Below are 26,796 nucleotides of genomic sequence, written 5' to 3' on the forward strand. Positions count from 1 at the left end.
TATGCAAAAAAATCCTACACAAAAGCTTATCAAAGACTTATATGAATTGATGCATCAGCATAGAATTAGAAAAGATGATGAAACCGTATCGATGTTGATGTCCATCTTAGTCTTATCGAAAAAAAATCAACTTCCTAATGATATTACGTTGGATGAAAGTCTTGCTGAATATAAGGGAGAGTGGTTAAAGCTTATAAAGGCACTACAAGCAAGTGAAGATGTTCAGGTGCAAAGACTGTTTTCATATGACGATAGTCTAGAACAGCTTCCTCTACCCCTATTACATAATGTGATAAAAGTATTATCTAAGTATCAAGATGTTGAACTGAACAAGGCAGCAGAGCAACTAATAAATACGATAATCACACAGTCTTCAAGTAGCAGTGCAATCTTACCTGACTTAAGTGTTTCAGTTTTAGCGAACACACTGCTAGGTGATAAAAAAGGTAAAACTATCTATGCAACCGCACCAGCATCATTACCTTTTTGCGTTATAGCAAGTGAAGAGTCTCAGGCTGTTCATTATGAAACTGTAAATCACTCAGGTATGCTCGCGGATGCTCTATCAATAATCAGTGAAAATAGGTTTGAAGTATCTTACTCTGACCCTATTGAAAAGCCTTACTACAGTGTCTCAAAGAGCAAATTGCAACAGTTTGATTATGGTGTGAGTTTCTCTCCTATGGGAGCCACACTGCCAAAGCATATCTCTGATAATGTCGACGGTTATGATAGGTTTATCGTACAAACAAAAAAAGTCGAATCAGCTAATATCTTACATTTGATTAAACAGTGTCAGGATATGGTTGTCGCTTCCGTTACTGAGGGTATTTTATACTCTACTATGGAGAGAGATTTACGACAGTATCTGGTCGATAACGGTATGCTTAAGGGCGTTATATCCTTGCCTCCAGACATCTGGGTTGGAACCTCTGTTAAGTCATCATTGTTAGTGATTGAGCCAAATGGTAAGAACGAATCGGTAAGGTTCGTAGATGTCACTGGTGATGAGTTTGTTGAAAAAACAACGAGACGACTCATAAGCTTAAGTAATATCGATAAAATTGTTGAGTATATTGACTCTGATGAAGCGTTAAAGTGCGCAGTTACTGTAGATAAAGAAGTACTTCGGTCTAAAGACTACGGGCTAGATGCTTCTGCCTATATATTGGGCATGGAAGAAAAGAAAGCTGCTAGTATCTTACAAAGCGAAAAGACGGTTACACTAGATAGTATTGTGCGTTTTGAGCGTGGATTGCCATTTAAGCCCGATGAAGGCGATCACATCGTCTTAGAAGTGGGTGCTAATGAGTTGAATGAAGTTGGCGATATAACTGAACCTACTAAAGAAGTTAAGGTATCTGAGGTTGAGCTCAATAAAAACCAGTCAGGTATTCTACAGCCAAATGACATTATTCTAATTTTAAAAGGTTCTGCGGGAAAGGTTGGTATTGTGCCTGAAGATGTACCAACCAAAGGGGATGGATGCTGGATGGCGAATAGATCTGGAATCGTGCTTAGAGTTAATTCTAATGTAATCGATGCTAAGTCTCTCTACGCATATTTAAAGTCTGACTTAGGACAGGTGCAACTCAATAGCTTAGTTAAGGGTGCCAGTATTCCCAACATCTCTTTAAAAGAGCTAAAAACACTGCCTGTTATACTGCCAACAAAGGCTGAGCAGCAACAAGCTGCTAATATTGTCGATAAAAGCAGAGAGACTCAAAAAGCTATTAAACGGCTTTTGGTAGAGCATGAGCAAAGAAGGTGTGAGCTTTGGAGCTTAAGCTCTTAAAGCAGTTGTCGTAATTAGTGAGTCACTTTACTTAGTAAAGTGTCATTAAGCTACAAGAACTAAAGACAGTGGAAGGTAAGGCTTTGAAAGGCATAGTATAACTATAATGCATGTCAAAGTCTTACCTGATACTTCAAGCTATTTATTATATTCAAGCCTATCAGCCTTGATAGGACATACAAAATTAATTGCGGATAATTTATGAACCTAGTAGAAATAAAGAAATTAGAAGATCAACTTTGGGAAGCAGCAGATAACCTGAGAGCAAATACTGATCTCAAGCCTAATGAATATGCTACTCCTGTACTAGGGCTTATATTCTTAAAATTTGCTGACAATAAATATTCAGCTTATGAAGAAGCCATCCAGACTGAGTTTAAGGCACTAGAAGGAACGAGACGCTCTAAGAGTATAGATGAAATTGCTATTAAGCACTGCGGCTTTTATCTACCGCCAGAGGCGCGTTATAAGTACTTACTAGAGCTTCCTGAATCAGTGGATTTAGCGACCAAAATCTCTGATGCAATGCAGTTAATCGAGGACTTCAAGAAAGACGACAAGTTTGTCGATGTACTCCCTAAAAATGAATACAAAGCATTTAGCCGATTACCTGAGAGTAAAGCAGCTTTAAAAGGCCTTTTGAGAAGCTTCTCTGATATACCAGCAGATGCCAGTGGTGATGTCTTTGGTCGTATTTATGAGTACTTCTTAGGTAAATTTGCGCTATCTGAAGGTCAAAAGGGCGGTGAGTTCTTTACACCAACATCTGTTGTTAAGCTGATGGTAGAGATTATTGAGCCTTACCACGGCACAGTATATGACCCTGCTTGTGGTTCAGGTGGTATGTTCGTACAGTCGTTACACTTTGTTGAGCATCGCAATCAGCAGCTTGAAGCATTAGGTGAGCTAGAAGAGTCTGATACATTCATAGATTTGAGTGTATATGGGCAAGAGAAGACGCGCGATACGGTCAAGCTAGCTAAGATGAACTTGTTTGTTAACGGGCTCAGAGGTGAGATCAAACAAGCCAATAGCTACTCAGAAGACCCGTTTAATAGTTATGAGAACTTTGACTTCATCATGGCAAATCCGCCATTCAACGTCGATGATGTAGCAATTACTACCGTCGAAGAAGACAAGCGTTTTAACACTTATGGTCTACCTCGTAAGAAGACAAAAGCTAAAAAGTCAGACAGTAAAGCTGAAACAGTAACCAATGCTAACTATTTGTGGATTAGCTTATTTGCAACCTCATTAAAGAATCAAGCGGAGGCCAAGGCAAGAAATACAGGCAGAGCAGCTTTGGTCATGCCAAATTCAGCATCTGACGCGCGTAATGCGGAAGAAGATATCCGTAAGCAAATCATCGAAGATAACCTGATCTATGGCATGCTCACCTTACCATCGAATATGTTTTATACGGTAACGCTACCAGCAACCTTGTGGTTCTTTGACAAAAACAAAGCAGATGAAAAGATTTTGTTCATTGATGCCAGAAATATCTTTAGACAGATTGATCGAGCGCATCGAGACTTTACCGATGAGCATATTCAAAATATTGCCATGATTAGTAAGTTGCACAAAGGCCGTCGTCAAGATTATGTTAGCTTGGTAGACAGCTATTTTAAATCTGGTATGCAGATATTAGGTGAGACAGTTTCAGATGTTAAGCCGCTTATCACGCAGCTAAAGTCTGTGATAGATAACGATAAAGCACTTAAAGAAACAGTCAATGCTTTAGATGATAACTGGCAGGCGCTAGCACCATTGCAAGACAAGTATAAAGCTTATAAAAACTCTCATAGTCTCATTAATTTAGATGACCAAAAGATTGATGAACTCAATACCGATCAAATTGCATTATTAGAAGCGTTTAAACCATTTTTTAAAATGGTACAGGACAATAGCAAGCAGTTAGACAAAGGCATTCGACAAAAAGAGAAGGCAAACAAAGAGCAAGTAGCTAATGCTCGTCAAGAGTTAGCCACTATCAAGCAGTCTGACGATAAAGAGGCTATCAAGCAGAAAGAAGCTGAGTTAAAGGTGCTGACGACAATCACGTCTGAAATTAAAGAGGTTAAGGATCTACTTGATGCCTTACGTGAAGATAGAAAACGTGCGGAATATTACTTTAACCATATTGATTGGTTACAACAACGTTTTCCTCAAGCTCAATATGAGGATGTGACAGGTCTGTGTAAGCTTGCGACGCTTGAAGACGTCAAGGAGCAGGACTACTCGTTAAATGCCGCACGTTATGTCGGTGTGGTGATTGAGGAAGATGGTCGTACTGAAGAAGAGTTTATAGATTATATGCAAGGTATGAATGAGGGTTTGTTGGCTCTTAGCAAACAGTCCTTAGAGTTAGACTCGATCATTCAGAAAAATATGAAGGAATTACTTAATGACTGATATTTGGAAAAATGATGTTTTTGATAACTTAGTCAGATTAAAAAGGGGTTATGACTTACCTAATAAAGATATTGTTGAAGGATCGGTCCCAGTTGTTGCTAGTTCTTCAATAAAAGCTTATCACAATGAGAGTAAGGTTAATCCACCTGTAGTAGTAACAGGACGCTCAGGTACTTTGGGTAAGGTTCAATACATAAATGAAGCATGCTGGCCATTGAATACTACTTTATACTCTAAGGACTTTAGAGGTAACTGTTCTCAGTATGTTTACTATTACTTACAGCAAATGAATTTGGAGATCTACAACGCAGGAGCTGGTGTTCCTACACTTAATCAGAATCATTTACAGAAGTTAAAGATAAAAATCCCAGCACTCAATGTTCAACAAAAAATAGCTGCGATTTTATCTGCTTATGATGATTTAATCGAGGTCAACAAAAAGCGTATTCATCTTCTAGAGAATATGGCTGAAGAGCTATATAAAGAATGGTTTGTACGGTTCCGATTTCCTAACTGGGAAAATACCAGGTTTGAGAAGGGGGTACCGAAGGATTGGAGTGAAGTACCACTGAATGAACTAGGTCATATTGTAACAGGTAAGACACCTTCAATGAGTATTTCAGAATACCATGATGGTGACATACCATTTTATAAAACACCTGATATGCATGATAATGTTTTTGTATTTGAAACAGAGGATACAATTACTGAGTACGGACTAAACTCTCAAAAATCTCAAATTATTGAGCCTAATGCTATCATGGTGACCTGTATAGGTACAGGTGGGGTTACAGCTATCGCAACAAAGAGAGGCTGTACTAATCAACAGATAAACTCTATTACTTTGTATGACGAGAAACTACTTTATTGGGCTTTCCTAACTGTTCGTAGAATGAAGCCTCAAATAGAGCTTTTTGGCGCTACAGGTACAACTATGACTAACCTTAGTAAGGGGAAGTTTAGTAACTTGTTGGTTTTAAAACCAAGTAGTAAGCTAATTGAAAATTATCAAAAAGCAGTTAGTCCTATGTTTGAACAAATAAAAAAAATTACATTATGCAATATGAATCTCTCTTTACAAAAAGAAAACCTACTTACACGCTTAATATCAGGTCAGATGTTAGTAGAAGACCTAAATATCGTGTTCCCGCCATCAATTCAGACCAAAGACAATAACGTACAATAGGCTATAGACCAGTTTAAAGGAATAGATGTATGCCAAAGGTTACCCGTAACTTTATTACTGAAGATCAAATTGAAAAAGCGTGCGTTGAATTCTTGCAGCAGCACTATTCCTATCAATATATTGATTGTACGACAACTGACCCTAAAGACCTAAACGATGGCTCTGGTCGTATTGACAAACGAGATGTTGTACTTAAAGATAGACTATTTGCTAAATGCAAACAGCTTAATCCTGAAGTACCTGAAGATACGATATCTGATGCTATCAAAGACATTATGAGCCGACGCCCAGATATGTCTACGCTAAGAGCAAATAAAGAGATATATCACTATATTCGTGATGGGATTAATGTCACTTATGAAGATGCTGATGGCGTTAGACAGGAAAACATTCCGTTACAACTAATAGACTTTGATGACCCTTCAAATAATGAGTTTTTATTAGTTACTCAATTAACCATCAAATCAACAGGGATTACACCCAAAAGACAGTACCGTAGACCTGACATACTGGTTTATATCAATGGATTACCTATTGTATTTTTTGAGCTTAAGAACTCGAATATAAAACTACAGAATGCTTTAACATATAATCTTACTGACTACAAAAACGATATCCCTCAGCTGTTTTTATGTAATGCTTTTTGTATCTTGTCCAATGCGTCAGATACTAGAATAGGCAGCTTTACTGCTGACTGGGATAACTTCTATCCTTGGTTGCGTGTGGATGACGAGCAGCAAAAAGTTGATAGGGAGTACATTGAGACACATGGCACCAGTGTTGAGTATTTGCTTGAAGGGCTTTTTCAACCTGCAAGACTATTAGACTATATAGAAAACTTTGTTCTATACCAGAATGAAAAGGTCAAAATTGTTGCCCAGAACCACCAGTATCTAGGGGTCAATCACGCTTTTGAAAACTTCTTGAATAGAGAAAACCTGAATGGCCGCCTAGGTGTATTCTGGCATACGCAAGGTTCTGGTAAAAGCTTTTCGATGGTGTTTTATATTCGCAAGATTTTCCGCAAGTGTGCGGGCAACTTTAGTTTTGTTGTCATCACCGATAGAGAAGACTTAGATAAACAGATTTCCAAAAACTTTATAGCGACTGAAGCTGTCACAGAAAAAGAGATTGCTAAGCCAAAAAACAGCGCTCAGATGCGAGACTTGCTCGGACAGAATATAAAGATTGTTTTCACCTTGATTCAGAAATTTCGCTATGAGAAGGGTGAAAAATACCCATTGCTTTATGACAAAGATGACAGGGAGATTATTGTCATAGTCGATGAAGCGCATCGTACACAATATGACAGCTTGGCTGAGAATATGCGAACAGGGTTAAAAGGGGCACACTTCTTAGCATTTACAGGAACACCGCTACTGAAAAATAAAAAAACCAAGCAGTGGTTTGGAGAGTATGTTTCGGAGTATACCTTCCAACAAGCGATTGAGGATGGTGCAACACTACCCTTATTTTATGAAAAACGTGTGCCTGAAGTCCTTCTGCAAAACGATGAGTTAAATGAAGAATTTGCTGAGCTATTGGAAAATGAAGATCTAAGTGATGCGCAGAGAGAAAGGTTAGAAAATAAATACTCTAAAGAGCTTGAGGTCATTAAGCGTGACGACCGATTAGACACCATAGCTGATGACATTGTTTATCACTTTCCAAGACGTGGCTATCGTGGTAAAGGTATGGTGATATCTGTTGATCAGTTCACTGCTGTTCGCATGTACGATAAGGTGTCAGAGCTCTGGAAGAAAGAGTTGCGAGCTTTGCAGGGGCGAATAGCCAAAAGCAAAAATGACCTTGAAAAAGTTCGATTAAAGAACCGTCTTAAATACATGCAGAATGTTGAAATGGCTGTGGTTATTAGTAGCCCATCCTCAGAGAAGGAAAGGTTTGAAAAACAAGGCTTACAAATTCAGCCGCATATTGATCGTCTAAGTAAACAGCAGGCGAATGATCGAGATATTGAGGACGATTTTAAGGATCCAGAACACCCTCTACAGCTAGTGTTTGTATGTGCTATGTGGCTAACTGGGTTTGATGCACCGACGACGTCAACGCTATATCTTGATAAGCCTATGAAGGGTCATACACTTATGCAGACGATCGCTAGAGCCAACCGAGTGACCTCATTCAAGATTAGAAATGATGATGGCAAGCTGGTTGAGAAAACCAATGGTGAAATCATAGATTACTATAACGTGTTTAGAAATCTAAAGTCAGCACTAAAGGATTATGGACAAGGTACAGATGCTGAAGACGGTACTGACCCTGTGCAAGATAAGTCAGTGTTGATTAACTTGCTAGATGAAGCGATAGAAGAGGCGTTACAGTTCTGCTTATCGTACGATATTGATCTAAAAAAAATCTTGGAAGCTGAAGAGACGTTTAAGAAGAATGCTTTATTTGAGAAGTATGCAGATATCATGCTTTCACAAGACTTGATACGTAAAACTTTTAATGTTTATTTTAATGTCGTTTCAGGACTGTATGAAGCTGCAAAACCAACAGTGCTTAGCCATTCGAGACCAATTGTTAGTGTTATGCAGTTCTTATATACGTTTATTGCTAATAAGATTGATCCAGATGACCTAACTGATCAAATGGCACAAGTATCAAGCTTGCTCGATCGAAGTGTCGTGGTTGATAGTAGTACATCTTCATCAGTATCAGAAGCGGTTAGTGAGTATCAGATTACTAAAAGCTCTAGTTGGAACCTTGCTACTGTAGACTTTGAAAAATTGAAGTCTGAATTTAAACAGACAGAGTATAAGCATATCGCAATAGCCGATATGAAGAAGTTTATCGAGAAAAAGATTGAGCAAATGCTTAAAACCAATCAAGAAAGGTTGAGTTTTGCAGAAAGATATCGCAACATCATTGATCGATATAATGCAGGAGCAACGCACACAGAAGAGCTTTTTGAGGAGCTGCAGAAATTTGCCCAAGATCTAAAAGAAGAGGATCAGCGTCATATACGTGAAGGGTTGACTGAAGATGAACTAGAGGTCTTTGATTTGCTTGCAAAAGATAAGCTAACTAAAAAAGAAGAGCAGGCAGTTAAGCTTGCTGCGAAAGATTTGATCAAATCTTTATTAACTGCCTCTCCTAAGGTTTTAGTTCAGGACTGGTGGAGAGATGCTCATACCAAGGCAAAAGTTAGATCGTTCATCGAAGAGGTTTTAGATGAGGATTTGCCAGAGTCTTATGACAAGGAAACTTTTGAGAATAAGGTAAATCAGGTTTTCGACTTAGTGCAAAGACTAGCGGTGAATGATGAAAGATGGGTAAGTTAGCAACTATAGCTACCAATCAAAAATGTAAAAAATTTGGCTTAATAGGAAAGATACTTTACATAAAACTTTACGTTTTATATTAATTTCTTGATAAAGATAATAGTACCGATGTCTTTGAAAGAGTTTCATAAGTCATAGGTATAGTTAACCGTTCTAAATCTTAGAATATATGGATTACATTAAAAAGAGCCTATATTTAATATAGGCTCTTTTTTTGTCGATATTGAATAGAAAGATGTTTCAATCAAACCTATAGTCATAAGCAACTAAATGAGATACAAGGCAACCGAGCGCAAGTACTACTCTAGTAGGCTTAGTGAGGCTAACGCTGTCGCTCTTTAGTTTGCCTACGACTATATTATTGTCCAATCAAACCAAGCGACGCGATATCGCTTTTTATATTATTCACCACATCTTCAATATCTTGTTTGGTTAATAAAGGATTAATAGCACAGAATCTTAAAACAATTTTTTTATTCAACATGGTTGTAAAATACACAGACTGATTTCTTTGTTCTGCCATTTCGGACAATTTATGGTTAATCTCATTGATCTCGTCTTCAGTGTGGCGGTCGTCATAATATCTTATATTAACAATACCTAACTGAGCAGGCGAGACAATCTCAAAGTAGTCTTCAGCACGGAATAACTGCTCAAAATATTCTGCATTTTCAAAGCCTTTATCAATGGCTCGTCTCATTTCTTTAAGCCCTACTCGTTGTAGGGTGTACCAAAGGCGCATACCACGAGCAGGCGCCGTTAATTCAATCCCCATATCCCAGAAGTTGATATTAGCATCATCTGATTGAATGTCGGTTAAATATTCTGGATTTTCCATAAAGGTACGTGACATAGCTTGACGGTCTTTGCAGATGACAGTAGCACAGCCATATGATTGAAATAGCCATTTATGACCGTCCCAGCTCACTGAGTCACTACGCTCAATCCCATCTAACAGCTCACGATGAGAAGATAGTATAGCGCTCGCACCATAGGCACCATCGATGTGTAGCCAAGTATTGTAGGCTTCACTAATGTCTGCCAACTCGTGTAACGGATCAATAGAGCCTGTATTGGTCGTGCCACACGTGCCGACGATTAAGAAGGGAATAAAGCCATCTTTTTTGTCTTGTTCGATTTGCGCTCTTAAGTCATCTGGGATAATTTGGAAGCGCTCATTGGTTTTGACTTTGCGGATATTGGCTTTAGGGATACCCATGACACGGATGCCTTTTGCCACGGATGAGTGGGTTTGGTCTGAGACGTAAACGGTGCCTTTACCGAATTCCTCATCTTTCAGCTTCTCATCTCGAGCCACAATGGAGGCGGTTAAGTTTGCCATTGAACCACCAGAGACAAACAATCCGCCAAGTTCTTTGACGGGGTAACCAATTTGCTCACCCATCCAGTTAAGCAATCTTTTTTCAGCAATGGCCATGCCCTGACTCAGCGTATGGCTACCACCATAAGGCGAATAAAAAGCATTAATCGCATCTCCAACCACAGATATGGGAGATAAGGCTAAAGGGATAAAAGAGAAAAATCTTGGGTTGTTTTGCTTGGTGCGATATTTATAAATCAGATCATGCATGTCCTGTAAAACATCCTCTGCAGAACGCGACTCTTCAAGGAAGGGGATGTTTTTGATGGCGTCTTGTTTTTCTTTAGGTAAAGGGTTGAGGATGTCAGTGTTGGCAACATTGGCCTGCTCTGCAACCATGATGGGCATGAATTTTTTTAGAGTTTTTTCCGCTTCTTCCCATTGAAATAGAATTGAATTATTATTGGGTTCAGTCATTTACATTGCCTCTTATTATAGTTATGTTTAGTCATAATTATGATAATTATCATTGATATCGCTGTTATCATTGATTCAAACGATCGCTTACGATTGACAGCTTTCTATTAATTTTCAATCAATCTACTAGTCAACTAATATCTAAACCACACATTCAGCTTAGTTTGATAGTTAAACTAGGTTTACGTACAATATAACGCTGTGCAATAAAGATTTTTGTTACATGTTGTATTTTTTCAATTTAAGCGTATTTCGTTTCAAAATGACTTAATATTAGTGCTTGAATAAAAATATATGAATAAAAATACATGAATAAAAATGGCTTAATGAAAAACTTACTCAGAGAATCATATGAAACTTTCTAAATTAGTAAAGCTTAGCGCAGTGGGTGTGGCATTATTGCTAATACCAAGGCGCAGTAGCCGACAGTCTCAGCGAAGCCCTGATGAACGAAGCTCTAATGAACGAAGCGCTGATGAAGGAAGCCCTAATAATAGCCATGCCAATAATGAGAAACATCCCATTCTTGATAAGCAACGTAATTTAGATGCTGATACAGACGCTGATGTTAAAGACAATGAAAATACCGATAATAACTCTTAAACAGCTTCGCTCTATTTAAACTCAGTATTAGTTATAAACACACCCCTAATAATCCCTAATAATCCCTAATGATAAGGGTAACCGTGATCACCTATGCCTACTGCCACACTGGAAGCAAAGCCACTTAACGTCAACCCACTTAACGCTAATCCACTTAACGCTAATCCACTTAACGTCAAACAAAGTGAATCAATCTATCCTATGATCGACACGCATACGCACTTTGATGACGTGGTGTTTGATCACGATAGGGAGCAACTGGCGCATTCTGCTTATCAGTCCGGTGTGCGACATTTGCTACTAATCGGCTATTTAGCAACCTATTTTGAACGCTTGATCCGCACGCAAGCCCAGTTAGACAGCTTGCAGGATAAGACAAAACCTGTGCCAAAAGCGCATTTGACCAGCGGCTTACATCCAGCTTATATTGATGATCATAGTGAGTCCGATCTGGACTATTTGGCTGAGTTTTTGCAGCAGCACCCGCATGTTGCTCTTGGCGAGATTGGCTTAGATACCTTTACTGATGCGTTAAAAACAGAGGCGTCTGTTGCCAAACAAAAGCGGTTCTTTAACACACAGCTTGACTTAGCAGTACAGCATCAGTTGCCGGTGTTACTGCATATTCGTAAAGCGCATGCCGAATGCTTGCAGCTACTCAAACAGCACGACTATGATGCGCATCAACTTGGTGGTATTGCGCACAGCTTTAGTGGCGGTGAGCAAGAGGCCAAAGCCTTTGTAAAGCTGGGTTTTAAACTAGGGGTGACAGGTCAAGTGACTAATCCGAATGCCAAAAAGCTGCGACGTGCGATTACCGAAGCGGTGCGCGAGTGTGGGCTTCAGTGCTTGGTGTTAGAGACGGACTGTCCTGATATGACACCGGTTTGCTGTCAACAAGGTCATGAACCTACTCGCAATGTGCCAGGTAACTTAACGCATGTACTGCATAGTCTTAGTGATTTATTAGCGGTAGATGTGCAGATACTGGCGCCACAGTTATGGAGAAATAGCTGTGAGGCATTGAGGGTTGATTGGTCTTATCCTGAGTGAGAAAGTTTATTCTGAGTGAGAAAGTTTATTCTGAGTGAGAAAGTTTATTCTGAGTGAGAAAGTTTATTCTGAGTGAGAAAGTTTATTCTGAGTGAGAAAGTTTATTCTGAGTAAGAAAGCTTGTAACTAGCGAGAAAGGATAGAGCGGTTTAGCCCAGATTGCAGCGGATATACTTGGGTAAGCACTGAGGTGCGTGCGCTTGGTAAGTGGCGATATCGTGATAGCAGGAACGGCACGTACCTTTAGCGCACGCCTCAGTGCGTGCCAAGATAGTAGCGCAAAGCTGGATGAGCTCCACAGTGATATTGTCTTATTTCAGTTTATAATTTTTCATTTTATGTTTTATTACCTTTATTAAAAGCACATATATTATGACATCCAAAACGCTTGATCAGGCTCAACAAATAGACACCACTCAATATGCGCGCCGTTTTCAAGGCACGCAAACTCTATATGGGCAACAGAGCTTTAGGAACTTTGAAAACGCGCATGTTATCGTGATCGGGGTTGGTGGTGTAGGGACGTGGGCAGTCGAAGGGCTGGCGCGAACGGCGATTGGTAAATTGACATTGATAGATATGGATGTGCTTGTCGCCTCTAATGTCAATCGACAGCTACCGGCAATGGACTCAAGCTTTGGGAAAAGTAAAATTGAGGAAATGGCAGAGCGAGCCCGTCAAATCAATCCAAGACTTGAGCTTCACCTCGTTGACGACTTTTTAACCGCAGAGAATGTCGCTGAATTATTACCCAGTCGTGAGCACGCTAAATCGAGACTCGCTGATGGAGAGGCAACTGTGATACTCGACTGTACCGATGATATGGCAGCCAAACTGGCAATTGCGCTGCATTGTCGATTTAATAAGCTAAAGCTGATTTGTGCGGGCGGTGCAGGCGGTAAAACCGACCCACTGCAAATCACAGTCAGTGACTTAAAGGACACCTATCAAGACCCATTGTTGGCGCGTATGCGCAGTAAGTTGCGCCATGAGCATGGTATCAATCAACAGATGAAAGAGAAGTTTGGTATTCGCTGTGTGTATTCGACTCAGCCGCCGATTGTTAATAAGTCAGCCGATGGTAGCTGTCAAGTTGCGGGGACTGGAGGGAACGGAGGGCTGCATTGTGGCGGTTATGGCTCAGCGGTGGCTATCACTTCAGTGGTGGGCATGGTGATGGTGAGTGAAGCGTTGACGTTATTGAGTCATTAGGATAACGGCTTTTGTAAGCTTTTGCGATGCGGTGAGAGCCTGTCTAATAAGGCGCTGGGTAGCGGAGTGAATTGCCCCGTCATGCAGTCGGCCAATACTTGCGCGCATAGTGGAGCAAACGCATAGCCTTTTGAGCCCATACCACTCATTGTCCAGATGAGCCCCGCATCATCGACTTGCCCAACCAACGGATGATAGTCAGGTGTCTGTGCGCGGATGCCAACACGGGCGTGCCATCCTGCAAATGATTGGCTTTCTGTCGTATTGTTTAGCACAGACCCTAACTCGGGAATCGCGGTGACCAGCTTATCACGATTGACAGCGTGTTCACTGTCACGCATGTCAGTAGAAATATCATTTCGCACGAAGCTTGCGCCCAGTAAAAATGTTGGGTTGTTAGGCGTCACTGTATTCAGCTGTTCATCGTGATGACGGGGTGTAAAGGTAGCACAATAGCCACCATATTTAAGCGGTAGCTTGGGTAGCGCTGCAAGCTGATCAGCCGTGGGCTCAAACCAAGACAACTGACCTCGGATTTTGCGACATTCAAATAGTCGTGAGTCCAAATATTTGCTGTCAAATGCGGCAGCAATGATAACCGCATCGGCAACGATACTGTCTTGATTTGCCACCTGAAGAGTGACGCTTTGGTTTAAGGCTTTATTTGCACCGTTAAAACTGTCTGAATCTATCTCTGCTTCTATCTCTTTGGCTGTATCCTTAGCTTCATTATTATGTTTATCCTTAGCTTTATCGGTGCGTTTATTCGTGGGTTGTGCTGCGTTATTTGAGACTTCTATACGCTCAATGGTGCCTTGTTTGAAGCCAATATTCGGATGCGCTAATACAATCTCTGATAAGGCTTTTGGGTTCACTAATCCTGCTTGAGGTAGATATAAGTTTTGCTTGAGATCTTGTTGGGTGAGACCTGATAACTCTTTGGCGTCTGTAGGCGATAAGGTGGTCGCCATTTGATCAGGGTATTGAGCGATTTGTTCAACATCCACATTGGCTTTTAGCAGTAGATCGAGCGTACCGCATGGCTCAAAGACAGGACTGAAAATAGGCTCATCATTAGTTTCCTGCGTCTGACGTTGCCGATCTAATTGCCGATCTAATTGATGGTCTAATTGACGATAAAAGCGCTCAGAGTATAAATAGCTGATACTGTGCAGATGCTCTGCCACATGTCCAATAGGCGTCATCTTCGGAGCCAGTAGTGCCCGTGGGTTACCCGATGCGCCAGCTAAGGGCGCTTGTTTGTCAATGATAGTTACCTGAATACCACGCTGCGCTAACGCCCATGCCGACATTAAACCAGAAATACCGCCACCGATCACTGCCACATGATGATACAAGTGACGATGAACTTGACGAGTATTGTTTGATATTTTGGAATGTATCTCTTTTGGCAGATTAACTTGCTGGGTTTCATACGGTACTGTTTCAACACGCTGGTTTTCAACGTGTCCATCATGACCTGACTCGTTACGTAGCAAATTATCCGTAGTGCTATCTGTCAAATCCTGATGTTTAGTCGCCGTGAGCATTTCTCGTTTACGGCCAAAACCCGTGGCTTTTTTAATAGCAAAGCCGGCCGCTCTTAAGCCCCGTTTGACCACACCGGCACTACTAAACGTAGCGGCTGTGGATCCTGACTTTGACAATCGAGCCACTTGCTCAAATATCTGATCCGCCCACAGGGATTCATTGCAAGACGGCGCAAAGCCATCTAAGTACCAGGCATCAACACTGGCTGGCATGGAATGATAAGACTGATAAGCTGGATTGGTCTGAGTCTGTGTTTGATGCGTGAGGTGAGATGTACTGCCATTTGGACCAGCCATCTTTTGTAGGTTTTGTGCGGCATCGCCCAGCCATAGATCCAACGTCACATCACTGTCTAAATGCAGACGGTGACAGCCGGATATTAAGGTAGGGTAGAGTGCCAATAATTGCTCAATCAATGGCGATAAGCTTGGGTCTTTATGTTGCCAACTGTCAAGGCTACGGGTCAAATCGGCATGGGTTAGTGGGTGCTTTTCAGTGCTAATAAGGTGCAATCGAGGTGGGTTTGACAGACTGTCGTCATTTAGCTCAGTTGTCGAGCGAACTTTTGATTTGATCGAGCGCCATAGCTGCCACGTTACGAGTACATTAAGACCTGTGCCAAATCCAAGCTCAGCAATGGTAAAAATGTTAGTCTCATTGCGGGTAGAGTGACAATCGCTGTCGTTATGATTCAATGAAATGTGAACAGTTTTACTTTGACAATAGGCATTTTCAAATAACGCTAAGAAGCGTTCAGGTAGCTTATTCTGGTCAATAAAGACATATCTCGACTCTGATAGGCCATCCGCTAAGGAATAATACACATCACCAAAAATCTCAGAGACGGGCACTAAGTTGCCCAAATCGTCCTCGGTCCAAGTGAGTTGTGCAGGCGTAACCTCATTCATTTGCATCACCCTAATGACCAGTGGCTCAATATATCAATATTCAATATACCAATAAAGAGTCAGTCTCGAATAGTACGGTTCAGTCTTGTTTTATATTTAATCTTGGCATTGGTCTATGACTTGGTTTTAGTTTTGGTCTTGGAATTGGTCTTGGTCTTCGTTTTGGTCTTGGTTTTCGTCCTAAGCTAAGATAGCGTTATGCGCCTACCAACGTTCACGACGGCTAAAAATAAACCATGCCAATACAAACCCTGCAAATAATGACAACACAACGGTGACTGCGCCATACATAAACAGTTGCCCACTGCGCTCATTAATCAATACGTTGACTCGAGTCTCAAGATCATTTACATCGCGTTGTAACTGAGCATTGCGACTTAGCAGTTGTTGGTTAGCATCTGACAGCGCTTGATCACTTGGGTGCATATTGCTTGCTAGGCTATTGGGATTGTCCAAGGCATTGCCAGTGGGTGCGCCTATTGCATTAGGATTGCCGTTAGGATTTTGCTGATTAGTTGTATTGTTAAAAGGGCTGGCGGGTGGCGGTGCTACTTGCGGATCGGCCGCAGCATTGGAATTGTAAGCTCCGTTAGGATTTTGATTATTCGCAGCAGTATTGGGTGCCGCGTTTTGAGCACTATTAGGGTTGGGGTTGTTCACCACCACTGTTGGCTCTGCGAACGCCGTCATTGGAACCATACCTACGGCTAGCGTACACACCATTGCAACAGTAGTCGCTCTACATAGTGAGAGGAATGTCTCGGTGCTAGGACACTGGCTATCATTTACATTATGATGTGTTGCGTTAGAGTGGGGCACATCCGATCGATAGGTAAAGTTTTCAAAAGCAGGCATGGTAGTTTGATTCCATAGAGCCGGTGGCTATTTAATAGGAGGCTAATATAAGTTTAAAAGAAGGTTAACCTAATACTGATTTATTATTAATAAAATGAGCAGCTATTTAAGCAGAAGGTAACGTCTTGATAAACGGTTTAATATCGACATGGCTGTATACCCCAGCTTTTAAATACGGCTCTTCGCTGGCCCAGTCTTGAACGGCTTGTAAGCTCTCAAATTCGGCGACGATTAGACTGCCTGACATGGCATCTTTACCATGTTCGATTGGGTTAGGACCGGCGATAATGAGTCGACCTTCGGACTCTAGTTGTTTTAGACGTTCGACATGAGCCGGACGAGTTTGTTGTCTAAGCTCAGTGGAGTCAGCAACATCATGACCGATAATCATAAATTGTGGCATAAAAGACCTCATATAACATGAACGCAAGTAGATAGAACGTAAGTCCGAAAAGGGATAGACGCTGATGGTGCGTTATGGCCTTTTAGACTTATCATCGCTGATTTCAGGATTGATATAGTTTTTAAGTATAACAAACTGCCCAACCATAAACACCAGCATAAAGGGTAGCCAGCCCCAGCTCTTAAAATTGATCCAAGTCTCATTACTGGTATAAAACGCAAAATAGTACTGTAGCCCTGCCATGATAATAAAATAGCCTGCCCATGCAATAGTCAGTTTGTTCCAGCCTGACTTGGTAAGCGTAAACACATTCTTCATCGCCATCTGTAATAAAGGCTTACCAATTAAGACACTGATAATAAGCGCAACCGCAAAGATACCGTTAATAACCGTAGATTTCCATTTCAAATAAATATCATCACTAAATAGTAAGGTCAATCCACAAAATAACACGGTAAGTATGAGCGTGATGGCTTGTTGTTTAGTAAGGCGACCTTTCTGAGTGATTAAATGTATGACAGCAACCACGATCGTTGCCACTAAGATCGCCGCAGCACCCGCTAAAATGCCTTGAGTTTTGGCAAAGTAAAAAAACGCTAATAAAGGTATAAAGTCCAGCAATGCTTTCATATTGGTCACAATAAGTAAGAAGAAGGGGATGAGTCGATTCAGTTCTTAAAACCTGTATAGACTATAATGTATAGTCAAAGAAGCCTAAAATGGTTACAAGGCAACTGAGTGCAAGTAGCATCTAATACGGGAGTAGGCTTAACGAGGTTAACGCCGTAACCGTTTAGTAGTTCGCTGACTATACGTGTTGACTATAAACGATTGAATGTAATCTGTGGCAATAGTTTACACGCCCTGACCCACAAAAAAAAGGCATTGCTACGATGGAAACGTCCATTTACCAATTTTTCGACATAATAATTAATTAACCGTTACAATAACTACTTGAATAACCCTTTTTAATAATTCTTACATGAAAGCCTTTAAATATGTCAAACAGTCAGTCCGCATCATACTCAAGTCTTGCTTATAAACGTATCGATTTACACAGCCACAGTACCTGCTCAGATGGCAGTAACTCTCCCACCGAGCTACTACAAAAAGCCCATAATGCCAATATCGATATCTTTGCCTTAACCGATCACGATACCTTAAAGGGTATTCCGGAAGCCAAAAAAGTCGCTGAACAGTTGGGCATGACCCTAATCAATGGGGTGGAGATAAGCTGTCAACATACCTTAACTGGTGGCTATGGCAAAAATAAAGAGAAAGATAAGGTGATCCACGTGCTTGCTTTGGGGTTTGATAACTTCGATGAAATGAATGCCACATTGACCCATATTCAGACCAGTCGTGGCAACCGAGGACGGATGATTGTTGAAAAAGTCGCTGAATTAACCGGTCATGATTTTGATGGTTTATGGCAAGCGGTATTAGACAAAGCAGACGGCAATGCCGATGCCGTCGGACGGGCGCATATCGCCAAAGTTATGTTAGAAGAAGGGGTGGTTCCCTCCATGCAAAAGGCGTTCGATAAGTATCTAGCCGATAATAAAGCCGCTTATGTTCCTATCGAAACCTTAAGTATGCAAGACACGATTCGTTTAATACATCGCTGTGGTGGTAAAGCGGTATTGGCCCATCCTACCCGCTACAATTTATCTGCAACTCGAGTGCGAAAACTGATTGCTGAGTTTGCTCAGTTCGGCGGTGATGCTTGTGAGTTACCGAGTATTGATGAGCCGATTAGCAAGCGTCGTATGGTAGATCGCTGTATCGCCGAGCATGGTCTACAGGTCTCTACTGGTAGCGACTTTCATGGTACCAGTATGCCTTGGCGTCGATTGGGGGATGTCCCAAGCTTAGCGGAAGGACAAACCCTAGTCATCGAAGATATGATTGCCTAATTTAGCGTTGCAAAAGTTGGACTAAGCTTGCGAGTAAACTGGTGGCAAAGCTACCCGTCGGCAAGCTAAACGCTAACGTCAAGTTTGGATTTTGTGAGTGCGTGTGTAAGTCATCGGTATCCCAAGACCAATCCAAGTCACTGACTGGCATACGCAGTGCACGGCGCATGGTTTTAATTTGTTTGGCTTCAAGACCTTGAGCCAAACGTTGCAGCACCGGATTTTCGTTAATAACGGCCTCTTCTAATGTTTTGGCAGCCCCCGTAACTTTGTCATTGTTAATGCCCCAAAGTGGTCCTGTTGGATGAATGTCACCAGTCGCTAATCGATTACGTAATTCATCATCAAGTTGCTCAGTAGCAAACACTGAGCCTGAGCCATCTAAGTTGAATACATCACCGTCTAATCCCATATGCCAGCTATTATCTGCCACGCGCTTGCTTAGTATCTGATTAAAAATAGCACTTCGGGCAGAGGATAGTATTATCGACTGTCGATCACGGCTCTTTTTCGGATGCGGCTTTCGCCCGTTGATGGTACCGTGCTCAAACCACTCAACCGCGTCAGCGATATTGCTGCCGTTACGACCAAAGCGCTGTTCCCCAAAGTAGTTGGGCACGCCTTGTCCTTTAATCACATTTAACAGCTCATCTACTGCGTTTTGATTAGATGCCACATCAGGGTCGAGCTCAATATCACGCAACACGATAACGAAGTGATTGGCGTCGTGCGTGCCTCTATTAAGCTTCTTGCTGTGCCAAACTTGATTAAGTATTTCAATGCTTTCTGTAGGTTGATTTTGAGGTTGATGGGATTGATGTTGATGCGATTGAACTGATATGGCCTGTGTTGATGCCGTTGATGCGATAAAAACACTAAACGTCGTTGCTGGTAGCTCTTTTTTGGGAAGTCGCAGGCTAAACCATTGAGTGGTCACGGCTTGGCGGTCTTTTAAGCCCGAGTAGCCCACATCACGGCTTGAAATTTTAGCCCATTTGGCCAGTTGCTCAGCGACATAACTGGTGTTCATCCCCGTCTTTTTAATCAGCATCCATAAGTGCTCACCCTCACCACTGAACTCAATATCGAGCACTTCAGTGACCTCAAAGTCTTGAGGCGTTTGTTTAAACGTTGCCTTCAAAATAGGCGGTCGATAAGGCTGTGCTAACTGACTGGTATCGGTTAATTGCTTGATATCATCGGGTGACAGTATCGTTTCAAGAGGGCAGGTATCGGTCATAAAACACTCAGATTGGAAGTTTGCGGTGATAATATCATGGATAATGGCTTATGTTGTCAGTACGGGTTTTAAGATTAAAATTTTGTGGGAGCTAATCTCGCTTTTTCGCTATATCTGCCAGTTTAGGCGCAGCGATGACTAAGTGTTGGCAAGTCACTTGCTTCGCGTTGCCTTGCCAACACTTGTCATAGCAGCACGCCTAACCTAGCAGTATACCGCTACAATCGAGGCTAAACCGCACTCTCTTTTTACGCTCACGACGGTATTCCATACCTTTTCTTTAAAATAACCTATCCTTTTCGGGTTTGGTCAGTCTCAGTCAAACTCATTGAACCGACTATTTGAAGGGTTTGATTTGTAGCGTTTGGATTTGCCTTCCTCGATAGGTCGATTTTTAGATTTGGTATCACATTGGAATTATTGATATTAAAGAGAGTGCAAAACAGTATTTTATAAATTGATTGTAGCGTGTAATATTTGCTTAAATAATTGTCGATTCATTAAGTGCAGAATAAATAAGACAGAGCAGAATGCTCACACTAGTGCATTTGCTCTTTAATGCTACCTAACTTTATTTTACGAGTTATTTACTATGTCAAAGCCAGAGGTGTTTTTACGACAAGCAACGATAGAAGATGTACCCGCCATCGTTGACTTATTAAACCTAACGTTTCGGAGTGACGTCGGCTGGACCAACGAATCCCACTTGGTGGGTGGGATTCGTACCACACCTGAAGAGATTACCTCCATTATTAACGATGATAACACTTACTTTTTTGTTTATCCTGAAGTCAATCGCTCAGAATTAAGTGAGCAGAATTCTAAACCCGATTCAAACGTTGACGCCCCTGAAACAGGACAGCTATTAGGCAGTATCTCTGTTAAATTCCAGCCGGAGCTCAATAGCGCATATATTGGATTATTTGCAGTAGATCCAAACTTGCAAGGGGTCGGTGTGGGTAATCAAATCTTATCAGCGGTCGAAACCTTTGCAGAACGGCACTTGCGGTCAAATAGTACTGGTCAGATTCGATTAACCATGAGTATTTTGTCTCAGCGCCCTGACTTGTTGGCGTATTATCAGCGCCGCGGATATCAGCTCAGTGGTCAGAACCAACCTTTTCCTATTGACAGCAATAATGGAGTGCCAAAATTTGAAAATCTGCAACTACTGGGATTAGAAAAATGGGTTTAAATTAGTGTCACTATATTTATATGAATCATACCAAACAGTTTTATTCTTCCATAACCTTTAAACTATAGTTACCTGTAGATTCTGGTTCATAACTAGTAACAACAAGAACTTGTTGCCCACTTCGATCTAATATAACAGAGAGTTCAGAGTCTAACCCACCTTCTTCAGTTGCTATCGCCTCAGCAAATTCATCATAGTCATTTTCACTGTAAGCATCTTCATACACGGCTTCATCTGCATCATCATTTTTTAAATCAATGACAAATTCTCCATCAACCATACGTCCCCATAAGAGTTGCGTATCAAGATCGCTAGTATACGTTGTTACCAGATAACGTTGCCCAGGCAGACCATTGATTTTATAACTATGTATGTAGTAATCACCACGATATAAGGGGTCTTGCTCAGTAAGTTTGCTTTGTACTATCTGGTTAGCGCCTATTTCATACATTGGCTTGATATCAGTTACAGCATTAATAACATCGTATGAAATCTGGTACTCTCCAATATCTAGTTTCTTTTTAGAAGAAGCTTTAATTAAAGCACGCCCTCTATTATCTAATCTAAAAGTCAAGCGCTCATTACTATCGTTTCTACTAGTGATAAGTTGTGATTCATCGTAAGCTGAAGAAACAAACTCCCCATCTTCCATTGAGCCATAATCGATATAACTTGCCACATCATCTGATTGCATTTTGACCCTTACTACTTCACCAGGATTACCTCTTATTTGATATAAATCGTAATAATATCCTTCATTATTTATTGAAGATTGGCTATCAAAGAAGCTTGTTGACGGCGTATTTCTGGAAATGCTTTGAAGATCTGGGACTGAAGGGTTAGGTAGGTATTTACTTTGAATTGAATAAGGACCAAATTGATTTTCATAAGATCTAGCTTGAATGTAAACTTTACCTTCCTTAGGTATTTGATAAATTAATCGGCTGTTATTCCCAATACCGCTATCATCATCTTCCGATATTGAGCAGTTATCACAAGCGTAAATATCAGATATTTCGGGGTTATCGGAAGCGATAAGCTGTGAGTCAATTTCGCTTGACACCATATCTATTTGCACGTATTTGCCTGATCGACCTGATAATTCAAATTGATTATAAAATCTGGACTCTTTGTTATCGTAATCACTAGCTTCCGATAATTCACCATTAAATACCTGATTTACTCTGATGTTTTGCTGAGCATGAGCCGTGAGACTGAACCCTGATGCAACTACAAGTGCTAGAATAGTCTTAGTCATGGAGTATGACCGATGTTTTGAAATAGTAAAAAGCGGTGGCATTGTATGTGACAGGTAATTTAAATTTGACGTTAGCTTAGACTTTTGTTTAGTGTTTAGCATCGTTTTTTATGTCCTTATAGGTTGGTTTTAGATGGTTTTAAGTGCCACTTCGTTCTATCGAAAAGTAATAATAGACGTTGCAATAAATAAAATCACACCCTAAATTTATACACATCATTTATATTATTTTATAAATCATAGTGTAGTCGATATAGTCAGCGAACTTATAAAGAGTAACAGCGTTAACCTTGTTAAGCCTACTCACGTATTACTTGCTACTTGCACTCGGTAGCCTTGTGACTACTTTAAAGTTCTTTGAGTGTCATTTATCCAGAGAATTGGATTTTCACAGTATTATAACCAGCAAAAAACACTTTAATTATTCAAATAGCCGTTAAAAGTAGATTAAGAATAACTTTTTAGGTCCCTCTGACGTTTGTATTATGCTATTAAGTACCGATAGGTCTATTAAAACAGAAAATCAAAGGTAAGGTAGGTGTTTAGAAGGAAAAAATTAAGGAATATTTATGGAAAAGTGACGATTTATAAAAATAATGACTTTAATATTTAATATCAGTCGTAACAATCTTGATTAAAACTTAGCTGCAACAATTGATTAAACTAATATTTTTAATGTCCTTAACTATAAAGCCTTGATCATGTAAAAATATTTATAAATGAATTAACTGATAATATCAATTTTCAGTATCGATCGATCAGGTTATCTAAGTTATATTTAATGGCTTCAAAACAAATATTCGGCTTAAAACCTCGGTATTGCAAAAAACGCAACTGCTTTGCTTTTTGTTTTTGTTCTGTGGGAATGGCATTGCCGTATTTTTTTACCCGAGCTTCCACTGCCAAACGCAACCAGTCGACGCCTTCGACTAGATCATTATCTGATAATACATCTATAAACTCTTCATTGTCCGCCATCGCCATATCAATGAGCTCGTCGATGTTCGAGGGCATTTCAACTTTACGCTTGTAAAAATCGTTCTTAATCCGTACTCGTCCATGACGTTTTCGAATACCTTCTCTAATGAGCATTAACGCCGTACGGTAATCACTCTGATAGCCTTTTTCAGCAAATTCTGCCAACAACTCATCAATCTTAGCAGGGTCTTGTTCTTTATCGATTAACTTTTGACGCAGTTCTCCCGCGGAGTGTTCACGGCGTGACAGATAATAAAACGCCAACCAACGTAGGCGACTGTTTGCTTTAATTTCTTCTTTCTCAGCTTGACGCTGTTCAGGGGTTTTTAAGTACGCTTTAAGGGCTTCTGGAAGATTATCTATACCAGAATTCTGGTCTGTTGCACAAGCAGTTTTATTGGAGTCGGCTTTTTTAGTTTCAAAATGGTTATTTTTTTTATGGTTATCGCTATGGTTATCGGTCTGAGTATTGGTATCACTTTCTGCTTTTACTTGAGCCAACAGATTTTTGATACTGTTAGGATCGACCTCTTTAATAGGCTCATTGGTGTTAATTTTAGGAAGGTAGGGGGAGGCAGGGTGAAAGGTTTTTTTTCGCCGCTTTGTTCGTTTCTTATGTTTATGGCCGTCGTTGTGAGGCTCAATGGAGCAAGAAGAATGAGAGGAATAAGTGACTGGGTCTAAGCTTGTGTCTAGATTTAAATGGCCTGAGTGTGCATTCTCATTATTGTCAGACACAGCTAAGCCACGGGCAGAGGTTAACGCTGCACGTGGCTTTGGGTGGGCTAGTTTCGGTGGTTTTGTAAGCGCTTTATTCTCGTGAGACCTCTTTGATGTTTGTGGAGTATCAGCTAGAATTTGCGCTAACGTTTTTATTTTCATCATTCAATAAGGATTCAGGAATAAGGATTAAGAAATAAGGGTTTAAACCTCAGAGTCTTCTTCAGCCACAAGTTCAGGGTCTGCAAGCTTATCAGCCTCTGTTTCAGCGCCTTTTTCAGGATCGACAGCCAACTTTTCCGCTCGAATCTTGGCTTCGATTTCTTCAGCAATGGCAGGATTGTCTTTTAGGAACAGCACTGAGTTGGCTTTACCTTGACCAATCTTTTCATCACCATAGCTATACCAAGCACCGGCTTTACCGACGACACCAATATCAACCCCTAGGTCAATAACTTCGGCTAAATGGTTGGTCCCTTCGCCATAAGTGATTTCAAACTCTGCTTGGCGGAAAGGGGGTGCCATTTTATTTTTAATCACTTTAACACGGGTCTGGTTACCAATAATTTCATCGCCACTCTTAACGGCACCAATACGGCGAATGTCTAAACGAACTGAGGCATAGAACTTAAGGGCGTTACCACCGGTTGTGGTTTCAGGCGATCCAAACATAACCCCGATTTTCATACGGATTTGGTTAATAAAGATCACCATACAGTTAGAGCGCTTGGCATTACCAGTGATTTTACGTAGTGCCTGACTCATTAAGCGCGCTTGTAAACCCATATGGCTATCGCCCATTTCACCTTCAATCTCAGCACGTGGCGTTAAAGCGGCAACCGAGTCAATGACGATCATATCAAGAGCGCCTGAACGCACTAACATGTCAGTAATTTCTAACGCTTGCTCACCATTATCGGGCTGTGATACCAATAAGTCATCGGTATTTACGCCAAGCTTCCGCGCATAAATAGGGTCTAAGGCATGCTCAGCATCGATAAAGGCACAAGTACCGCCTTGCTTTTGACACTCTGCAATAGCTTGTAACGTTAAGGTTGTTTTACCCGAGCTTTCTGGACCGTATATTTCAACGATACGACCTTTTGGCAATCCGCCAATACCAAGGGCGATATCTAAACCGAGCGAACCGGTTGACACAACGTCAACATCTAACACCGCAGAGTTGTCGCCAAGATGCATGATGGTATTTTTACCAAATTGTTTTTCGATCTGACCTAAGGCAGCTTTGAGCGCTTTGGCTTTGTTGTCATCCATAGTGATGTCCTGATTGTATTGATAATTTATCGTTAAGGTTAAAGTTAAAGGGATTTCATTATATCGCTTAAGTGGATTTATTGTGTTTATAGTTGAATTATTAAGTTTAGAGTAAAGTGGAGGGGAGACTGAGTGTCTCTGATATGAGGTAAGTATAACAAATTGAGCGTAACTAGATAGGGGGTAGCGGTGACCATGCGACAGGTATTGTCGTGAATAACTAAAACGGATAGGCATATTTATAAAAAGGATGTTTGAATGAGACAAATAAGGTCATAATCCAAGGTAGATAAAGGAGTTGATAAGGCTTTAGTTAAACCAACCCTTTGAGCATTAGCCTAACTAAGTCAATACTTAACTGATGGAAGATAAACGATGGTAAAACAGAGTTATGAGATAGCAAAAAAAAGAGTCAGCTTAATAAAAAGCTGACCCTTTAAATGTACAATGTACAAGGTATTACAATATAAATTCTAACATATTATTTTAGATCTTTTCAATGATACCACAGGCGATACGGTCACCAGCATTACCTGATGGTTGGCTAACATAGTCATCAGTACCTCCGTGTACGATAAAGGCACGACGATAGACACTGTTAACGCCTGACATCGCAACAGAGATATCCTTCTTAACAAAGTTCATAGTGGCAACACCATTCGCATCAGCAGTGACGTTAGGTAAGTCGCCTGCATGGCTTTCTGCAGAAGCGGGATTACCATGTGGCTTATCATAAGGATTGTAGTGGCCACCTGCTGCTTTAGCCATATTTTTACAGCTACCCGTCTCGTGGATATGGACGGCAACTGTCGAACCAGGGTTTAGTCCCTCAAGCTTACCAAATACTTGTACGCCGCCAACTACAGGACGCAAATACATCTCACCGATTTGAGCATGGTTTTGATCAACTGTATATATGCTCGACTTAAGAACAGGATCCGTATGATCAATGCCATTTATATTAGGATTACTACTTTGACAAGCACTAAGGGTAATGGCAGAAGCTATAATAGCTGAGGTCGTTAATAATTTTTTCATATTTGTCTCCAATAAATTGACTGTATATTCAACTAATAATTATAAATACGAGCTAAAATAATGTTTGGGCTTATTATATTTAGAATACTTACATG

Annotated in this window: 19 protein-coding genes; 9 read left to right on the top strand and 10 right to left on the bottom strand. The window is 40.7% G+C overall.

Annotation, left to right across the window (positions count from 1 at the left end):
• Position 1 precedes the first annotated feature (1 nt).
• From AC21OG_RS07360 to AC21OG_RS07375, 4 genes are all read left to right on the top strand, one after another.
• Positions 2-1,795 carry a type I restriction-modification system subunit M/S gene (locus AC21OG_RS07360; protein ID WP_487378221.1) on the top strand — a complete coding sequence of 598 codons (1,794 nt, stop codon included), beginning with the start codon at positions 2-4 and terminating at the stop codon, positions 1,793-1,795.
• A gap of 201 nt (positions 1,796-1,996) precedes the next feature.
• Positions 1,997-4,207 (top strand): type I restriction-modification system subunit M, encoded by a 2,211-nt coding sequence (locus AC21OG_RS07365; protein WP_487378220.1) that lies wholly within the window; start codon positions 1,997-1,999, stop codon positions 4,205-4,207.
• Positions 4,200-5,393 (top strand): restriction endonuclease subunit S, encoded by a 1,194-nt coding sequence (locus AC21OG_RS07370; protein WP_487378219.1) that lies wholly within the window; start codon positions 4,200-4,202, stop codon positions 5,391-5,393. Before AC21OG_RS07365 ends, AC21OG_RS07370 begins: the two co-directional genes overlap by 8 nt.
• A gap of 29 nt (positions 5,394-5,422) precedes the next feature.
• Positions 5,423-8,698, top strand: coding sequence for a type I restriction endonuclease subunit R (locus AC21OG_RS07375; RefSeq protein ID WP_487378218.1), 3,276 nt, complete (start codon positions 5,423-5,425; stop codon positions 8,696-8,698).
• A gap of 358 nt (positions 8,699-9,056) precedes the next feature.
• Here AC21OG_RS07375 and AC21OG_RS07380 read toward each other — a convergent pair whose 3' ends face one another.
• Positions 9,057-10,496: a pyridoxal phosphate-dependent decarboxylase family protein gene (locus tag AC21OG_RS07380; RefSeq protein WP_487378217.1), complete on the bottom strand. Its 1,440-nt coding sequence runs from the start codon at positions 10,494-10,496 to the stop codon at positions 9,057-9,059.
• 351 nt (positions 10,497-10,847) lie between these two features.
• Here AC21OG_RS07380 and AC21OG_RS07385 point away from each other — a divergent pair, with 351 nt between their 5' ends.
• From AC21OG_RS07385 to AC21OG_RS07395, 3 genes are all read left to right on the top strand, one after another.
• A complete protein-coding gene (locus AC21OG_RS07385; RefSeq protein WP_487378216.1) occupies positions 10,848-11,099 on the top strand; it encodes a hypothetical protein in 252 nt (83 codons plus the stop codon).
• A 201-nt stretch (positions 11,100-11,300) separates the two neighbouring features.
• A complete protein-coding gene (locus AC21OG_RS07390) occupies positions 11,301-12,152 on the top strand; it encodes a TatD family hydrolase (RefSeq protein WP_487378250.1) in 852 nt (283 codons plus the stop codon).
• 372 nt (positions 12,153-12,524) lie between these two features.
• Positions 12,525-13,364, top strand: a complete 840-nt coding sequence (locus AC21OG_RS07395; protein ID WP_487378215.1) for a tRNA threonylcarbamoyladenosine dehydratase — start codon at positions 12,525-12,527, stop codon at positions 13,362-13,364.
• On the opposite strand, the gene mnmC2 is transcribed toward AC21OG_RS07395, so the two are convergent.
• The 4 genes from mnmC2 to AC21OG_RS07415 form a co-directional block, all read right to left on the bottom strand.
• The gene (mnmC2, locus tag AC21OG_RS07400; RefSeq protein ID WP_487378214.1) at positions 13,361-15,823 is read right to left on the bottom strand and encodes a tRNA (5-methylaminomethyl-2-thiouridine)(34)-methyltransferase MnmC2; all 2,463 of its coding nucleotides are present in this window, start codon (positions 15,821-15,823) and stop codon (positions 13,361-13,363) included. The genes AC21OG_RS07395 and mnmC2 overlap by 4 nt on opposite strands.
• A gap of 204 nt (positions 15,824-16,027) precedes the next feature.
• Positions 16,028-16,678: an SH3 domain-containing protein gene (locus tag AC21OG_RS07405; RefSeq protein ID WP_487378213.1), complete on the bottom strand. Its 651-nt coding sequence runs from the start codon at positions 16,676-16,678 to the stop codon at positions 16,028-16,030.
• Positions 16,679-16,784: 106 nt separating this feature from the next.
• On the bottom strand, positions 16,785-17,081 hold the full coding sequence (locus AC21OG_RS07410; RefSeq protein WP_487378212.1) for a YciI family protein: 297 nt from the start codon (positions 17,079-17,081) through the stop codon (positions 16,785-16,787).
• A gap of 72 nt (positions 17,082-17,153) precedes the next feature.
• Positions 17,154-17,711, bottom strand: coding sequence for an inner membrane-spanning protein YciB (locus AC21OG_RS07415; RefSeq protein ID WP_487378211.1), 558 nt, complete (start codon positions 17,709-17,711; stop codon positions 17,154-17,156).
• Positions 17,712-18,079: 368 nt separating this feature from the next.
• Here AC21OG_RS07415 and AC21OG_RS07420 point away from each other — a divergent pair, with 368 nt between their 5' ends.
• On the top strand, positions 18,080-18,997 hold the full coding sequence (locus AC21OG_RS07420; RefSeq protein WP_487378210.1) for a PHP domain-containing protein: 918 nt from the start codon (positions 18,080-18,082) through the stop codon (positions 18,995-18,997).
• Position 18,998: 1 nt separating this feature from the next.
• Here AC21OG_RS07420 and truD read toward each other — a convergent pair whose 3' ends face one another.
• Positions 18,999-20,237, bottom strand: coding sequence for a tRNA pseudouridine(13) synthase TruD (truD, locus tag AC21OG_RS07425; protein ID WP_487378209.1), 1,239 nt, complete (start codon positions 20,235-20,237; stop codon positions 18,999-19,001).
• Between the two features lie 592 nt (positions 20,238-20,829).
• On the opposite strand from truD, the gene AC21OG_RS07430 reads away from it, so the two are divergent.
• Positions 20,830-21,432, top strand: a complete 603-nt coding sequence (locus AC21OG_RS07430; RefSeq protein WP_487378208.1) for a GNAT family N-acetyltransferase — start codon at positions 20,830-20,832, stop codon at positions 21,430-21,432.
• Between the two features lie 40 nt (positions 21,433-21,472).
• Here the strand turns inward: AC21OG_RS07430 and AC21OG_RS07435 are convergent, their stop codons facing one another.
• The 4 genes from AC21OG_RS07435 to AC21OG_RS07450 all read right to left on the bottom strand — a co-directional run bounded on the left by AC21OG_RS07435 (position 21,473) and on the right by AC21OG_RS07450 (position 26,701).
• Positions 21,473-22,690 (bottom strand): hypothetical protein, encoded by a 1,218-nt coding sequence (locus tag AC21OG_RS07435; RefSeq protein ID WP_487378207.1) that lies wholly within the window; start codon positions 22,688-22,690, stop codon positions 21,473-21,475.
• A 744-nt stretch (positions 22,691-23,434) separates the two neighbouring features.
• Positions 23,435-24,550: a regulatory protein RecX gene (locus AC21OG_RS07440; RefSeq protein ID WP_487378248.1), complete on the bottom strand. Its 1,116-nt coding sequence runs from the start codon at positions 24,548-24,550 to the stop codon at positions 23,435-23,437.
• A gap of 42 nt (positions 24,551-24,592) precedes the next feature.
• Positions 24,593-25,663 (bottom strand): recombinase RecA, encoded by a 1,071-nt coding sequence (gene recA, locus AC21OG_RS07445; RefSeq protein ID WP_486546997.1) that lies wholly within the window; start codon positions 25,661-25,663, stop codon positions 24,593-24,595.
• Between the two features lie 486 nt (positions 25,664-26,149).
• Entirely contained in the window at positions 26,150-26,701 is a 552-nt protein-coding gene (locus AC21OG_RS07450) for a superoxide dismutase family protein (protein ID WP_487378206.1), read from the bottom strand.
• Positions 26,702-26,796 lie beyond the last annotated feature (95 nt).

The organism is Psychrobacter sp. CX5, assembly GCF_057621535.2.